The sequence below is a fragment of the Falsiroseomonas sp. genome, assembly GCF_041690465.1.
Classification (GTDB): domain Bacteria; phylum Pseudomonadota; class Alphaproteobacteria; order Acetobacterales; family Acetobacteraceae; genus Falsiroseomonas.
The window spans coordinates 69,048-82,988 of sequence record NZ_JAWLHG010000009.1 but is presented as its reverse complement, the minus strand read 5'-3'; the positions used below and the strand labels follow the sequence as shown (position 1 = coordinate 82,988).

Sequence of the window (13,941 nt, the reverse complement as noted above, 5' to 3'; positions counted from 1 at the left end):
GGCGGCAATGGAGCAGTCTGTTGATGATGTCAACAATAAACCGAGGAGACGCCCGGATGCCCCGCGATCGCCAAATCCGCCCGGATCGACGCACGCTTCTCGCCGCCCTGCCGGCGCTCGCCCTGCCTGCATTGGCGCGGGCGCAGGTCGCCACCAGCGCCAGCTGGCCGAGCCGCAACGTCCGGTTCGTGGTGCCCTTCGCGCCTGGCGGCCCTGTCGAAGTGCCGGCGCGCTTCATCGCGGACCACCTCAGCCAGCGCTTCGGCAAGCCGGTGATCGTGGAGGCGCGGCCTGGCGCGGGCGGTGCGCTCGGCATCCAGGCGGTGCTCGCGGCGCGCGATGAGCACAGCTTCGTCTTCACGACCGGCTCCGTTGCGATCGTCCCGGCGCTTCGCAGCAATCCCGGCTACGACCCCCTAAATGATCTGGTCCCGGTGACGCTGGTTTCGGAAGTGCCGCTCGCGATTCTCGCCAGACTGGATGGTCGGGTGAAGAGCCTGCAGGACCTGCTGACCCACGCGAAGGCGGAGCCGGGCAAGATCACCTACGGCTCCTCCGGTGTCGGTGCCACCACGCACCTGGCGGGCGAGTTGCTGAAGGTGCGCGCGGGCATCGACCTTATGCACGTGCCCTATCGCGGCGTCGCGCAGGCCGTCAACGCGCTCTATGCGGGCGACACCGACCTCATGGTGACCGGGCTGATCGAAGGCGTCACCCATATCCGCGAGGGACGGTTGCTCGGCATCGGCGTGACCTCGCCGCAACGCAGCCCGGTTGTCCCAGATGTGCCCGCCATCGCCGAAGCCGTGCCCGGCTACAGCATGGTCATCTGGTACGCCATCCTCGCCCCTCGCGGCACGCCGCAGGAGGTGGTGGACCTGCTCGCGCGCGAGGTCGCGCCGCTCGCGCAGGGTTCGGTGCTGGCGCAGCGGCTGCGGGATTCCGGTGGGCGCCTCCTGCTGGACGGCCCCGCTCCCCTTGCGGCACGGCTGCGCGAGGAAGTGCCGATGTGGCGAGAGGTCGTGCAGCGGGCCGGCATCACGGCGAACTGATCCGGTCGGGATCAGCCGGTGGCCTTCTCGCCCATGCGCACCGTGCGCGCATAGAGCTGGCGGCCGAGCAGCGCCTCGGCCGCGCGGCCGGCTTCCCGCACGCGGTCGAGGTCGAGGCCCATCTCGACGCCCATCGCGGCGAACAGCGTCGCGAGATCCTCGGTGCAGACATTGCCGGTGAAGCCCTCGCCATAGGCGATGCCTGCGGGATGGCCGCCGGTGCCGCCGAGCGCCGTGTCGAAATGGCGCAGCCCCGCCTCCAGCGCGGCAACGCAATTGGCGATGCCGGTGCCGCGGCTGTCGTGGAAATGCGCGATGAACAGCGCGTCCGGCAAAGCCTCCCGCAGCAGGCGTACCAGCTCCTTGACGCGCGGCGGCGTGCCGCTGCCGATGGTATCGCCGATCGCGATGCGCCTGACGCCGAGCGAGGCGAAGCGCTGCGCATCGGCGATCACGCTGTCCGGCGGAACGGGTCCATCGAACGGACAGTCGAAGGCCACCGAGATGGTACCGACCAGCGTGAAGGCATCGCCGGCAAGGCGCGCCATCTCCGCCACATTCGCCCATTGCTCCTCCCGCGAGCGCCTCAGGTTCTTCCGCGTGTGGCCTTCCGAGGCGGAGACCAGGAAGCTCAGCTCCTCCGGCCCGCGCCCGCGCGCATGCGCGGCCAGCGCCCGGGTCACCGCCTGCGGGTTCGGACAGGTCGCCTTGAACAGCACGCCCGGCCGCGGCCGAACCGCCGCCAGCACGGCATCGGCATCGGCGAATTGCGGCACGTATTTCGGGTGCGCGAAGGAGGTGATCTCGATGCGGCGGAAGCCGCAATCGGCGATGCGTTCCAGCATCGCGGCTTTTGCTTCGACGGGAATCACCTTCGCCTCATGCTGCAGCCCGTCGCGGGCCAGGCACTCGCACAGATTAACCTCGGGACCGTTGGACATGGCGGCATCGGACCTTGCGACGAATTGGTTGAGGAAGTAAACTAACTCCGTCAAGCCGGTCAACATGGGAAGGGCCATGCCCCCCGCGATGCCTGCCACCATCCACATCCACGGCCCGCGCATCACCGCCGCGGAACTGCTGGACGATCGCATCGTGCTGCGCGCCGGGAGCGGGGAGAACGGCGCCTGTGCGCTGCCGCCCGATGCGGCAGCGGCAGCATTGCGGCTGGCGCGCGACCTGGTGAATACGCCAGCGCTGGCGCAGATGCCGGAAGGCGCGCTGCGGCATTGGTTGTCGCTGGATGGCGTGGAGCGTGCCGCCTTCGGCGCCGTCCTCGCCGCCCGCGGCGCCTTGCGGGACGCGCTCGGCGCGCCGCCGCTGCCCGGCGGGCCGATGGCGCCGCCGCCGCTGCTCGAGAACGACGAGCCGGCCACACAGGACCCGGTCGCCGCCTGCCTCGACCCCGCGCGCACGCTGCTCGTCGCCGATGCGCGGACCGGCGGGCCGGAAGGGTTGCGCGATCTCGCGGCACTGGCGCGCGCCTTCGACGTGCGGCTCGCACTGCGGCCCGATCCCGGCGAGGCCGGCGGCACCGCGCGCCTCGCCGCGCATATCGGCGCCGCCGTCGCCTCTCCCTTCCCGTCGCCCACCATCACCACGGGGAGCGATGCGCTGGCCGTGCGTGAGGTGCGACTGCACCGGATCGCCCTGCCGCTGCGCGATCTCTATGTCAGTTCGATGTACATCACCGACCGCCAGGCGCGCACGCTGGTGGAGTTGCGCACCGCCGGTGGCACCGTCGGCTGGGGCGAGACGCATGGCGCCATCGCGCCGCTGGTCGCGACCATGGCGCGCGGCTGGATCGGCCAGGACATCGGCAGCGGCCGCGCCGCCCTGCGCCGCCGCTTCGCGCGCATCGGCTTCGAGAACCGCCAGGGTCGCGACGGTATGGCCGCCTTCGCCGGCCTCGACCTCGCCGCCTGGGACGCCGCGGCGCGGCACGATGGCCTGTCGTTGCGCACCGCACTCGGCGATCACGTTGAAGGCGGCTCCGTCCCCATTGCCTGTCCGCTTCCCGCCGCCGTCCCCGGGCGCATGCTGAACCGGGCGGAACTCGCCGCGCACATGGCCGATGCCGGCAACGCCGCGCGGGTGGCCGATCTCGCCGGTGGCATCGCCGCGCGCTGGGGCGTCACCGCCTTCAAGTACAAGAGTGCCGGCAATGCCGCCTGGGACCTCGCCGCGCTCGCCGCACTGCGCGCCACGCTCGGGCCCGCGGCGCGGCTGCGCTTTGATCCGAACGCCGCCTATCCGGTGGAGGAGGCGCGGCGCCTCTGCATCTCCCTCGAGCCGCTAAGCCTCGAGTTCCTCGAAGACCCGACCGACGGGCTCGAGGGCATGGCGCGCCTCGCGCATCACGTCACGACGCCGCTCGCCACCAACATGTGCATCCTGTCGCCGGAGCATCTCGCCGCGGCGGCGCGGCGGCCGGGCCTCGGCATCGTGCTCAGCGACCTGTTCTACTGGGGCGGCGTCGCGGCGCTGCGCGACATGGTGGCGGTGGCGCGGCTTCTCGGGCTCACGCCGGCGCTGCACAGCTTCTACGAGACGGGCCTCTGCACCGCGGCCAATGCGCAGATGGCGCTGGCGCTGCGCCTCGATGATCCGCACCCTGTGGATTGCGGCTGGCCCCTGCTGGCGGAGGACATCGTCGCGCCGGATGCCTTCGCCATCGCCGACGGCCGTCTGACGCCGCCGACCGGCCCTGGCCTCGGCCTCACACCCGATCCCGCGCGCCTCGCCGCGCTGGCCACCGCCGAGCCGATCGTCGTGTGTTGAAGGAGATGCACCGCATGCCGGACGATCTGCCCGCCAATTGCTTCGACCCGCTGCGCGCAGAGGTGCAGCCCGCCGTGCCCATCGCCGGCTATCCCAACACGGTGCGCCGCAACCCGAACCGCGCGCCGTTCCGCCGCCCGCTCACGCGCACCGAGCTGACCGGGCCGCGCGACCTCGGCCCGCTGCTGCACCCCGGCGACAACGACCTCGCTCGCACTGCGCCCGGTCGCATCGCGATCGGCCAGCTCATCCATGTCGCCGGCCGCGTGCTGGACGAGGATGGCCGGCCGGTGCGCGGCGCCATCGTCGAGCTCTGGCAGGCCAACGCCGCCGGCCGCTACCTGAACCCGCTCGACACGCGGGACGCGCCGCTCGATCCGGACTTCATCGGCAATGGCCGCACGCGCACCGACGAGGAAGGCAGCTACGCCTTCTTCACCATCAAGCCCGGCGCCTATCCCGTGCCGGAGTCCGGGCGCTGGTGGCGGCCGCCGCACATCCACATGTCGGTGCTCGGCCCCTCCTGCCTCTCGCGGCTGGTGACGCAGATGTATTTCCCGGGCGATCCGTTGAACGCGCATGACCGGCTGCTCAACGCCGTGCCCGACGCGGCGGCGCGCGAGAGCCTGATGGCGCGCCAGCTTCCGCCGGCCGAGGTGCCCGGCGAGTGGCTCGGCTTCGTGCACGACCTGGTGCTGCGCGGCCGCCGCGCCACGCCCGCCCTGCCCTGAGGCGCGCCGCCATGACCCGCACGCCGACGCCCTGGCACACCATCGGCCCTTTCTTCCCGCAAAGCTTCTTTCGCGAAGGCGACAGCGATATGGCGCGCGGCGCCGCGCATGGCGAGCGCATCCTGCTGCGCGGCCGCGTGCTGGAGGAAGGCGGCCGCCCCTGCGTCAACGTCGTCCTGGAGGCGTGGCAGGCCGATGCCGCTGGCCGCTTCGCCCACCCGCTCGACGCCGCCGCTGGTGAAGCCGATCCAGGCTTCCTCGGCTGGGGCCGCGCCTGGACGGATGCGGAGGGGCGCTACAGCTTCCGTTCCATCCGGCCTGGCTCCTATGCCGATCCTGCCGGCACGCGTGCGCCGCATGTAAACCTGCTGCTGATCGGCTCCGGCATCATGGGCCGACTGCTGACCACCGTCTTCTTCCCCGGCGAGCCGACAAACGCACAGGACCCGGTGCTGCTCGCCCTGCCGCCAGCGCTGCGCCACAGGCTCGTGGCGCTCCCGGACGGAATGGAGGACAACATCCCCGCCTTCCGCTTCGACCTGCTGCTGCACGGCCCGCCCGAGGCCGAGACACCCTTCTTCGAGGATTGACGCATGCCCACGGCGCGCCGCCGCACCTCGCCCGCCGATCCGGATGCCGAGCCGGATGGCGCGCAGACCATCAAGGACCTGATCTCCTACCGCATGCATCGCGTGGCAAATGCGCTCTCGCGTGGTGCTGCGCTGCGCTACCGCCAGGGCTTCGACGTCAGCCTGATGGAATGGCGCATCCTCGCCCTGCTCGGCGATTTCGCGCCGCTGACGCTCAAGGATCTCGCCAGGGAAAGCGGGCTGGACAAGAGCCAGGCGAGCCGCGCGGTCGCAGATCTGGTGCAGCGCGGCCTGGTGCTGCGCGAGATCGGCCGGGAGGACGCGCGCGAGGTCGCGCTGCGCCTCTCGGCCGAGGGTCGCCGCACCTATGCCGGCCTGATCGCCGCCGCGCGGGAGCGCGACGCCGCCTTCCAGGCCTGCCTGTCCGAGGAGGAGCGGCGCGTGATGGATTCCGCGCTGCGCAAGCTGGAAGCGGAAGCGCGCCGCCAGACCGCACTTGCCGCGCCGGAGGGCGAGCCGCGGCGCACGCGGCCAGTCAGCCGACCTCGATGATTTCGCGTGGCACGTGTGAGAGAATCTCGGCGCCGCTCGCGGTGACGACGACGTTGTCGATCAGGCGCGCTCCAAGTCGCTCCGCATGCAGGAAGATCGGCGGCTCGATCGTCAGCACCATGCCTTCCGCGATCACGCCGGTCGCGCCGCCGAACATGTTGAGCGGCTCGCCCCAGGAAGGCGGGAAGCCCGGCGCCAGCCCATAGCCGGAGGTGTGCAGCCGCCCCGCATCGAAGCCCGCCTTGGCAATGATTCGCTTCGCGGCGAGGTGCGGCTCGACCGCCGGAACACCGGGCCGGATCGCGGCCATCATCGCGTCGCCGGCCTCCCGCACCACGGCATGGATCTCGCGCAGCCGCACCGGCGGCTTGCCGAGTTGGAAATTGCGGCCGAGCGTCGCGGTGTAGCGGCGGAAGGCCGCGCCGAGTTCGATGTTGCCGCCATCGCCCGGCTGCAGCACGCGCTGTGTCGGCGCGCCATGCGGGTAGCAGAGCCGCTCGCCGCTCACCAGGTTCATCGTGCTCGCCGGCAGGCCGCAGCCGCTGGCGAGCAGCGCGCGATAGGCCTCCGCCGCCACCTCCAGTTCGCTGCGGCCCGCGGTCGCCACGGCCCGGCAGGCGTGCAGCGCCGCATCCGCATGCGCCGCAGCCTGGCGCACCAGCACGAGTTCCGCTGGCGATTTCGCCGCCTTCAGCTCGTGGATCAGGTTGGTCGGCTCCGCAACCAGCGCGCCGCCAAGCAGGTCCTTCAACTGGACGTAGTGGTGCGGGTGCAGGTAGTAGCCCGGCACCTCGATGCCGACGCGCGCCGAAAGCAGCCCGCGCTCCCGCGCCAACCGGGCGAAGGCGGCGATCGGATCCTCGGGCTCCGGCCCGCCCCAGGACACGGCCTCGTCCACCAGCGCGTCGTCCCGCCACTCGCCGATATCGGAGCCGCGCGAGAGCAGTGTCAGCGGCTTCTCCTCCGCTGCCAGCAGCAGGCATTGGAAGGCCTGGTAGGATTTCGCCTCGCCGCCGGTCAGCCAGTGGATCGAGACGGGATGCAGCACGACCAGCCAGTCGAGACCGGCCGCGCCCACCGCTTCGCGCGCGCGACGCAGGCGGGCAGCAAATTCCTCCGGCGTGAAATCGTGCTTCGACATGCGGCCCTGCCCTCCGTTGCGGGCAGGCTAGTCAGGGCAGCGCGGTGCCGGCAAGCGCACGGGCCGGCCAGCCCTTGCGAACCGAATCGCCGACGACACGCCGCAGCAGCCGTGCGACCGGCATAATGACATCCGGATCGGCCGGCTGCGAGGCGGCGACCAGCGCCAGCGTCCAGCAGACGCGCGGGCGGAACGGCACACCGGCAAGCTCGCCGCGCCGCGCCTCCTGCGCGAAGCCGCCGCGTGTGAGCAGGGTGTAGCCGGCGCCGGCGCGCAGCAGGGCGCGGAGCACGGAGTGGTCGTCCGCCTCGACCCGCGGCGGCGGCGCACCTCCCTCCGCGGCCAGCCAGGCATCCAGGAGGCGGCGCGAGGCGTTGGGCCGCCCCGGTAGCACCAAGGGCAGGCGCAGCACGTCGGCGGGCCGCACATGCCGCCGCGCAAGGCCGGGCGCGCCCGGGAGGCCCACCAGGCACACCTCCTCCTCCGCGAGCGGCGTGATGGAAAAGCCGCGGCGCGGCAGCGGATCATGCACCAGGGCGAGATCCACGCGGCCGCGTACCAGCCATTCGTCGATCGTACCGGAGAAGCCACCGAGCACGCGGAGCTGCACGCCCGGCAGTTGCTTCCCCATCTGCTCGGCGAGCGGCGGCACCAGCCATCGCCCCGCCGCCGGCGGCACGGCGATCGAAACCGCGCCGGTCGGGCCCTGCGCGCCGCCGCGGATTTCGGCGCGCGCCTGGTCCAGCGTGCGGAACGCGGCCTGGGAGCGCTCCAGCAGCACGCGCCCGGCCTCGGTCAACGTCACGCCATGGCCGTTGCGGCGGAACAGCTCGCAGCCGAGTTCCTCCTCCAGCCGGCGGATCTGGCGGCTGACGGCGGGCTGCGAGATGCGCAGCCACTCCGCGCCGCGGCTGTAGGAGCCGTATTCCGCGACTACCTGGAAATACCGCAGCGCACGCGTGTCCATCGCGTCTCCCTTCGCCGCGCGATCAAACATCCGGGTTATGGACGCTATGCCGGTTATGCCTTTGACGGAAGGCTGGCCGCGCCATAGCGTTCCCACTCCGAGAAAGCTTGGGGACCGGCCGGCGCATGAAGTTCGGACTGATGACGCAGATCCAGATGCCGCGGCCCTGGACCGAGACCACCGAACGCACCGGCTTCTGGAACTGCCTGACCCAGGCCGAAGCCGCCGATGCCGCCGGCTTCCACCATTTCTGGATCACCGAGCAGCACTTCTTCATCGAGATCGGCCACTGCTCCCAGCCGGAGATGGTGCTGGCGGCGATCAGCCAGCGCACGAAGACCATGCGTCTCGGCTTCGGCGTGATCCTCATGCCCGTGCACAACCCCTTCTACATCGCCGAGCGTGTCGCGACCCTCGATGTGCTGAGCAACGGCCGCTGCGACTTCGGCGCCGGCCGCGGCACCTCGCCCTATGTCGTCACCGGCCTCGGCCACGACCCGGCGATCGGGCGCGATGTCGGGCGCGAGTCCATGGAAGCCGTGCTGCGCATGCTGGAGAACGACCTGTTCCCCGGCTTCAAGGGCGAGCATTTCGACCTGCCCGCGCGCCATGTCGTGCCGCGCCCCGTCCAGCGCCCGCATCCGCCGATCTGGGTTGCCGCCTCCACACTGGAAACCTGGCAGCATGCCGGCCGGCAGGGCTTCGGGGTGATCGGCGTGACGCGCAACACGCCGGAGGAGACCGCGCCCTCCATCGCCGCCTACCGCGAGGCGATCCGCAACGCCGATGCCTCCACGCTGGTCGCACGCGTGCCGAACCCGCAGACCGGCGTCTTCGCGATCAGTTGCGTGCATGACGACGACCGCACCGGGCGCGACCTCGCCTGCGCCGCGGCGCGGTGGTACTACGGTGACAACGATGCGGAGCTGAACCGGGTGCGCTTCGCCACCGATGGCGGCGTCGGCAGGATCAGCGACAAGATCGGCAAGCGCAGCAACGACGAACTGATCGAGGATGCGATGGCGATCGGCGGCAACCCGGATACGGTCTGCCGGCAGGTGGAGAAATGGGCCAAGGTCGGGATCGACCAGATGATCTTCTTCCTCCAGGCTGGCCACACGACGCACGACCAGGTGATGCGATCCATCGAACTGATCGGCGAGAAGGTGATGCCGCGATTCGCCGACTGACCCGCGAGAAAGCCCCTCGACAAGGGCAGCGGCACAGGCGGAACATCACGGGGGCTTGGTAAGAGGGAGACGGCAATGACCGGAATTAGCAGGCGCGGTGTCGCAAAGGCTGGCGTCGCGGGCACGGCGGCGGCGATCCTCGGCGGGGCGCGCGTGGCACGCGCACAGGCCATGCCGAAGGTGCGGATCTGGGGGGCCTCGGCGACGATCGAGGCCTATCACGGCTTCCTCTTCCTCGGCATTCCGCTCGGCTTCTACCGCGAGCAGGGCATCGAGGCCGAATTCGGCAGTGCAGCGGGCTCGGCGGCGACGTTGCAGCTGGTCGCGACCAACCAGGCGCAGATCGGTTATATCGGGATGGAGGTGATGATCCTCGCCAAGCAGCGTAATCCGACGCTGCCGATCCAGGCCGTCTACCTGCAAGACCGCGGCAACATCTACGAGGTCGTGGTGCCGGAGGAGAGCATGATCCGCAGCCTCGCGGACCTGAAGGGCAAGTCCATCGGCGTCGCCAACCTGGCCTCCGGCGCCATCCCGTCGCTGCGCGCCATGCTTGCCGATGCCGGGCTCGACCCGCAATCGGATGTGCAGATGCTGCCGGTCGGCAACGGCGCGGCGGCGGCCGCGGCGCTGCGCGCCAACCGCGTGCAGGCGCTCTCGCTGTTCCGCGCGCAGCATGCGGTGATCGAGACGCTCGGCGTGAAGCTGCGCTACTTCCAGCGCGACCAGCCCTCCACGGTGCTGATCGCCAATTCCGGCTTCATGCGGCAGAACCCGGATGCGGTCGTCGGCGCGCTGCGCGGCGTGGTCGCCGGCTCCATCTTCGCGCAGGTGGCGCCCCAGGCGACGGTGCGCGAGCACTGGAAGATGTTCACCCGCCCGACCGGCCTCTCGGAGGATGAGGCGATGGCGCGCGCCACCCATGTGCTGACCCGCTCCGCCGAGCTGTGGAAACGCTGGGACGACAGCACGACGCCCTGGGGCAGCATGACCAAGGCGCAATGGGATGCGACCCAGGCCTTCATGGTGGACCAGAAGCTGCTGCCGGCGACGGTGGACAGCGCCAGCCTGTTCACCACGGAGTTCCTCGACCGGGTGAACGCGATGGATACCGCGCCCATCGTCCAGCGGGCACGCGCGGCCTGATCTGATGGCGTCGCCTGCCGCGACCGGGGCCGCGCTGACCATACGCGACCTCGGCATGGTGTATCGACGCGGCGAGTCCGCGGTGGAGGCGCTGGCGGGGCTCGATCTCGACATCGCCGACCGGGAGTTCGTCGCCATCGTCGGCCCGTCCGGCTGCGGCAAGAGCACGCTGCTCAAGCTGGTCACGGGACTGCGGCCGGCGACGTCCGGAGCCATCATGCTCTATGGCCGGCCGGTGAGCGGGCCCCGCAGTGACGTCGGCATCGTCTTCCAGACACCCGTGCTGTTCCCCTGGCGCACGGTGCTCGACAACGTCCTGCTGCCGGCCGACGTGCTGAAGCTGCCGCGCGCCGAGTACACGGCGAAAGCGAAGGCGCTGCTGGAGCTGGTCGGGCTCGGCGGGTTCGAGAACAATTACCCGCAGGAGCTGTCGGGCGGCATGCAGCAGCGTGCGGCAATCGCCCGCGCGCTGGTGCACGACGCACCGCTGCTGCTGATGGACGAACCGTTCGGCGCGCTCGATGCGATGACGCGCGAGCAGATGAACCTCGAACTGCAGCGGATCTGGGCAGCCAGCCGCAAGACCGTGCTGTTCATCACCCACAGCATCGCGGAGGCGGTGTTCCTCGCAGACCGCATCGTCGTGATGTCGGCGCGCCCCGGCCGCATCATCGACGTGATCGCCAACCCGATGCCGCGGCTGCGCAGCATGGACGACACGCTGGCACCGGAGTTCGCCCGAATGGTCCACCACATCCGCGGTCTGCTCGGCGGCACGCAGACGGCGGCAGCGCTGTGAGCGCCAGGCTGCGCAGCGCCGGACTGCCACTGGCCACCTTCGTGGCCTTCATCGCACTGTGGGAGGCGGTGATCCGTGTCCTCGAGGTGCCGCCCTACCTGGTGCCGGCGCCGAGCGCGGTGGCAAGCGCCTTCGTCAACGGCTTCGCGGAGGCGAACTACCTCGGCCACGCCGCGATCACTGCCTTCCAGGCGGTCGCCGGCTTCGTCGCCGGCAGCCTGCTGGGGCTGGCCATCGGCACCATGGTCGTGGTCTTCCCGACGGCGGAGCGCATCGTCTACCCCTACGTGGTCGCGCTGCAGACCGTGCCGAAGGTGGCGGTGGCGCCGCTGATCATCGTGTGGTTCGGATTCGGGATCGAATCCAAGATCGTCATCGTGGCGCTGGTCTCGCTGTTCCCGGTGCTGGTGAACGTGATCGCCGGGCTGAAGGCGGTGGACCAGGATCGGCTGGACCTGATGAGCGCGCTCTCGGCCAGCCGGTGGCAGATCCTGCGCTACCTGCGGCTGCCGAACGCCCTGCCCTTCATCTTCGCAGGGCTCAACACCGCCATCGTGTTCAGCGTGATCGGCGCCATCGTCGGCGAGTTCGTCGGGGCCAATAAGGGAATCGGCTTCCTGATTCTGCAGGCGAATTTCTCTCTCGACATCGCGGCGGCCTTCGCGCTGTTCGTGGTGCTCTCGATCATGGGAGTCACCCTGCACGCCACGCTGCAATGGGCGCAGCGGCGCATCGTCTTCTGGGCGCGGGCGGAGGAGCATTTCCGCAGCTGACGGCACGCGGGGCAGGCTGCGGCCGGCCGAACCGCGCCGCTCAGCTCTTTCGGGGGACCCGCCATGCTGTTCGACCTGCCCAGCCTGCCGCCCAAGGAGCAGTACAAGCTCGTCACCTCCACCATCGTGCCGCGGCCCATCGCGTGGGTCGTCACGCTGGACCAGGAGGGACGCTGCAATGCGGCGCCCTTTTCCTTCTTCAACGTGCTCGCCAACGACCCGGTCGTCGTTGGCTTCAGCATCGGCCCCAGGGCGTCGGGCGGCGGCAAGGACACCGTCGGGAACATCCGCAGGACCGGCCAGTTCGTCGTCTGCCTGGTGGGGGAGGACACGACCGAAGCGATGAACGTCACGGCGGTGGAGTTCCCGCCGGGCGTGGACGAGATCGCACAGGCCGGTCTTGGCACGCTGCCATCCACCCGCGTCGCACCGCCGCGCATCGCCGAGAGTGCGGTCGCACTGGAGTGCGAAACCTTCCAGACGATCCCGATCGGCGCGTATCTGCTGGTGCTCGGACGCGCGCTCGCCCTGCATGTGCGGGACGACTGCGTCCTGGACGCCGAACGCCACTACATCGACACGGCCAGGCTCCGGCTCATCGGCCGGATGGAGGCGCCGAACGCCTATGTGCGGACGACGGACCGCTTCGAAATGCCGCGCATCAGCCTGGATGCCTTCCAGGCACGCCGCGCCTGGCCACCCGCGAAGGAGTAGGCGCCGGCCCGCTGTTCGCGATCACATCCGCGGATGCATGTGGTAAGATGCGAAGAAGCGAATGGAACGGCGATGACCTCGACGGATACCCCCATACCGGCCGGACTGCCCGCGCTCGAAGCGCAGGTGCTCGAAGCGGCCTCCCTTCTCCGCCAGCTCGGCAACGACCGGCGCCTGCTGGTGCTCTGCCGTCTGGCGGCGGAGGGCGAGGTGACGGTCGGACGGCTGGCGGACAGCGCCGGCCTCAGCCAGCCTGCGCTCTCCCAGCATCTCACGCGCCTTCGCGAGGATGGGCTGGTGGTGGCCCGCCGGCAGGGCACGGCGCTCCACTACCGCATCGCCGATCCGCGTGTCACCCAGCTGCTGTCCGCGCTGCATGGGATCTTCTGTCCAATGGCGCCGGCCGCGGTGGAGGCCACGCAGTGACGCATGACAGATCCCGCGGATCGTGACCGATCTGCGCGATCGGGCAGCTGGCCGGTGCGCGCTCAGTGCGCCATCGCATCCCTCAACCAGCCGGGCGGCAACCCGGCGATGAAGGCGTCCCGCAGCGCCGCTGCGCGTTCAGGCGAAAGCCCGGCCATTGCCGGGCTGAAGAAGCGCTCATCCGCGGTGTGGAACAGGAAGGCGTGCGCCTCGTTCGCCATCACCTCCTCCTGCGCCGGGTCGTAGCTGGCGTTCGTGAGCACGGCGCGGAAGCGCTGCCGCTCCTCCTCGGTGAGCATTTCGCGCCAGAAGCGCCAGACCTGCGCGGCATAGGCGGGATTGGTGAAGAACTCGCCATGCGAAAGCTCGTGGCGCAGCATCGCCGCGCGGGCGCCCGCATCGAGCCAGGCCTCGACGCCTTCCTGCGGCACCGAGACCAGCGCGCCGCCGGCATCCATCCGGAGCCAGCCGAGATCGCTCAGCAACGCGCGCAGCCGCTCCTCCTCCGCGGTCAGCCGCACGCCGTCCCGTTGGGCCAGCGCGAAGAACCGCGCCAGGTCGGCGGCGCGGTAGTTGTGGCCATAGTAGAAGGTCTCCGCCGTGCCGCCGCCGGCGCGCACCGCCGCATCGAGTGCCACATCGTCCAGCACACGGTCGCGCGGCAGGCCGGCCTTCTCCACCAGCGCCGCGATCCGGTTCAGCATGCGCGCCTGCTCGCCGAGCGTCGGGAAGTCCAGCACCAGCACATCGGGATTGGGCGCCAGGCGGCGGATGACGAGTTCCGGGGCGCGGTTCGCCAGGATCTCCGCCTCGCTCGCCAGGGCGATGGCGACGGGCGGCGGCGCGGGCGCCGGGGGCGCGGGCATCGCGACCATCGGTGCCGGTGGCGCCTCGACAAGGGGTGCCGGGCCGCTCCGCAGCAACAGCACCGCGCCGATCGCGCCGAGCAGAAGAAGCGCCCCGGCCAGCAGCAGCGGACGCGCGCCGCCGTGACTCCGCGCCGCTTGCGGTGCCGGCGACGGCTTCAGCGTCGCCGGCCGCAGCCGGACCGTATCGTCCTTGCCATGCGGCGGCATCGC

Annotated in this window: 15 protein-coding genes; 11 read left to right on the top strand and 4 right to left on the bottom strand. The window is 70.8% G+C overall.

What is annotated here, in order from left to right; translation table 11 throughout:
• Positions 1-56: 56 nt before the first annotated feature.
• Positions 57-1,052 (top strand): Bug family tripartite tricarboxylate transporter substrate binding protein, encoded by a 996-nt coding sequence (locus ACESM1_RS11615; RefSeq protein ID WP_372620221.1) that lies wholly within the window; start codon positions 57-59, stop codon positions 1,050-1,052.
• An 11-nt stretch (positions 1,053-1,063) separates the two neighbouring features.
• On the opposite strand, the gene ACESM1_RS11610 is transcribed toward ACESM1_RS11615, so the two are convergent.
• Entirely contained in the window at positions 1,064-1,993 is a 930-nt protein-coding gene (locus ACESM1_RS11610; protein WP_372620220.1) for a hydroxymethylglutaryl-CoA lyase, read from the bottom strand.
• Positions 1,994-2,069: 76 nt separating this feature from the next.
• Between ACESM1_RS11610 and ACESM1_RS11605 the strand changes: the two genes are divergently transcribed.
• The 4 genes from ACESM1_RS11605 to ACESM1_RS11590 are packed head-to-tail and all read left to right on the top strand — an operon-like array spanning position 2,070 to position 5,706.
• Positions 2,070-3,833 carry a mandelate racemase/muconate lactonizing enzyme family protein gene (locus ACESM1_RS11605; protein WP_372620218.1) on the top strand — a complete coding sequence of 588 codons (1,764 nt, stop codon included), beginning with the start codon at positions 2,070-2,072 and terminating at the stop codon, positions 3,831-3,833.
• A gap of 14 nt (positions 3,834-3,847) precedes the next feature.
• Positions 3,848-4,564, top strand: a complete 717-nt coding sequence (locus ACESM1_RS11600) for a protocatechuate 3,4-dioxygenase subunit beta (protein WP_372620216.1) — start codon at positions 3,848-3,850, stop codon at positions 4,562-4,564.
• A gap of 11 nt (positions 4,565-4,575) precedes the next feature.
• Positions 4,576-5,154 (top strand): protocatechuate 3,4-dioxygenase subunit alpha, encoded by a 579-nt coding sequence (gene pcaG, locus ACESM1_RS11595; RefSeq protein ID WP_372620214.1) that lies wholly within the window; start codon positions 4,576-4,578, stop codon positions 5,152-5,154.
• 3 nt (positions 5,155-5,157) lie between these two features.
• Positions 5,158-5,706 carry a MarR family winged helix-turn-helix transcriptional regulator gene (locus ACESM1_RS11590; RefSeq protein WP_372620212.1) on the top strand — a complete coding sequence of 183 codons (549 nt, stop codon included), beginning with the start codon at positions 5,158-5,160 and terminating at the stop codon, positions 5,704-5,706.
• Here ACESM1_RS11590 and ACESM1_RS11585 read toward each other — a convergent pair.
• Both ACESM1_RS11585 and ACESM1_RS11580 read right to left on the bottom strand, forming a co-directional pair.
• A complete protein-coding gene (locus ACESM1_RS11585; protein ID WP_372620210.1) occupies positions 5,690-6,847 on the bottom strand; it encodes a M24 family metallopeptidase in 1,158 nt (385 codons plus the stop codon). The two genes, ACESM1_RS11590 and ACESM1_RS11585, sit on opposite strands and share 17 nt — an antisense overlap.
• Positions 6,848-6,878: 31 nt before the next feature.
• A complete protein-coding gene (locus ACESM1_RS11580; protein ID WP_372620208.1) occupies positions 6,879-7,814 on the bottom strand; it encodes a LysR family transcriptional regulator in 936 nt (311 codons plus the stop codon).
• Between the two features lie 125 nt (positions 7,815-7,939).
• Here ACESM1_RS11580 and ACESM1_RS11575 point away from each other — a divergent pair, with 125 nt between their 5' ends.
• The 6 genes from ACESM1_RS11575 (at position 7,940) to ACESM1_RS11550 (ending at position 12,862) form a co-directional block, all read left to right on the top strand.
• A complete protein-coding gene (locus ACESM1_RS11575) occupies positions 7,940-9,004 on the top strand; it encodes an LLM class flavin-dependent oxidoreductase (protein ID WP_372620207.1) in 1,065 nt (354 codons plus the stop codon).
• A gap of 75 nt (positions 9,005-9,079) precedes the next feature.
• A complete protein-coding gene (locus ACESM1_RS11570) occupies positions 9,080-10,150 on the top strand; it encodes an ABC transporter substrate-binding protein (protein ID WP_372620206.1) in 1,071 nt (356 codons plus the stop codon).
• A gap of 4 nt (positions 10,151-10,154) precedes the next feature.
• Positions 10,155-10,949, top strand: a complete 795-nt coding sequence (locus ACESM1_RS11565; protein WP_372620204.1) for an ABC transporter ATP-binding protein — start codon at positions 10,155-10,157, stop codon at positions 10,947-10,949.
• Positions 10,946-11,722 (top strand): ABC transporter permease, encoded by a 777-nt coding sequence (locus ACESM1_RS11560; RefSeq protein WP_372620202.1) that lies wholly within the window; start codon positions 10,946-10,948, stop codon positions 11,720-11,722. Before ACESM1_RS11565 ends, ACESM1_RS11560 begins: the two co-directional genes overlap by 4 nt.
• Positions 11,723-11,785: 63 nt before the next feature.
• Positions 11,786-12,436: a flavin reductase family protein gene (locus ACESM1_RS11555; RefSeq protein ID WP_372620200.1), complete on the top strand. Its 651-nt coding sequence runs from the start codon at positions 11,786-11,788 to the stop codon at positions 12,434-12,436.
• Between the two features lie 72 nt (positions 12,437-12,508).
• Positions 12,509-12,862, top strand: a complete 354-nt coding sequence (locus tag ACESM1_RS11550) for an ArsR/SmtB family transcription factor (protein WP_372620198.1) — start codon at positions 12,509-12,511, stop codon at positions 12,860-12,862.
• 62 nt (positions 12,863-12,924) lie between these two features.
• On the opposite strand, the gene ACESM1_RS11545 is transcribed toward ACESM1_RS11550, so the two are convergent.
• Entirely contained in the window at positions 12,925-13,938 is a 1,014-nt protein-coding gene (locus ACESM1_RS11545) for a hypothetical protein (RefSeq protein WP_372620196.1), read from the bottom strand.
• Between the last annotated feature and the right edge of the window lie 3 nt (positions 13,939-13,941).

What these genes read in the sequence shown, in the direction of transcription:
- ACESM1_RS11615 (WP_372620221.1), top strand. Translation starts at nt 57, where the DNA reads ATGCCCCGCGATCGCCAAATCCGCCCGGATCGACGCACGCTTCTCGCC.
- ACESM1_RS11610 (WP_372620220.1), bottom strand. Translation starts at nt 1,993, where the DNA reads ATGTCCAACGGTCCCGAGGTTAATCTGTGCGAGTGCCTGGCCCGCGAC.
- ACESM1_RS11605 (WP_372620218.1), top strand. Translation starts at nt 2,070, where the DNA reads ATGCCCCCCGCGATGCCTGCCACCATCCACATCCACGGCCCGCGCATC.
- ACESM1_RS11600 (WP_372620216.1), top strand. Translation starts at nt 3,848, where the DNA reads ATGCCGGACGATCTGCCCGCCAATTGCTTCGACCCGCTGCGCGCAGAG.
- pcaG (WP_372620214.1), top strand. Translation starts at nt 4,576, where the DNA reads ATGACCCGCACGCCGACGCCCTGGCACACCATCGGCCCTTTCTTCCCG.
- ACESM1_RS11590 (WP_372620212.1), top strand. Translation starts at nt 5,158, where the DNA reads ATGCCCACGGCGCGCCGCCGCACCTCGCCCGCCGATCCGGATGCCGAG.
- ACESM1_RS11585 (WP_372620210.1), bottom strand. Translation starts at nt 6,847, where the DNA reads ATGTCGAAGCACGATTTCACGCCGGAGGAATTTGCTGCCCGCCTGCGT.
- ACESM1_RS11580 (WP_372620208.1), bottom strand. Translation starts at nt 7,814, where the DNA reads ATGGACACGCGTGCGCTGCGGTATTTCCAGGTAGTCGCGGAATACGGC.
- ACESM1_RS11575 (WP_372620207.1), top strand. Translation starts at nt 7,940, where the DNA reads ATGAAGTTCGGACTGATGACGCAGATCCAGATGCCGCGGCCCTGGACC.
- ACESM1_RS11570 (WP_372620206.1), top strand. Translation starts at nt 9,080, where the DNA reads ATGACCGGAATTAGCAGGCGCGGTGTCGCAAAGGCTGGCGTCGCGGGC.
- ACESM1_RS11565 (WP_372620204.1), top strand. Translation starts at nt 10,155, where the DNA reads ATGGCGTCGCCTGCCGCGACCGGGGCCGCGCTGACCATACGCGACCTC.
- ACESM1_RS11555 (WP_372620200.1), top strand. Translation starts at nt 11,786, where the DNA reads ATGCTGTTCGACCTGCCCAGCCTGCCGCCCAAGGAGCAGTACAAGCTC.
- ACESM1_RS11550 (WP_372620198.1), top strand. Translation starts at nt 12,509, where the DNA reads ATGACCTCGACGGATACCCCCATACCGGCCGGACTGCCCGCGCTCGAA.
- ACESM1_RS11545 (WP_372620196.1), bottom strand. Translation starts at nt 13,938, where the DNA reads ATGCCGCCGCATGGCAAGGACGATACGGTCCGGCTGCGGCCGGCGACG.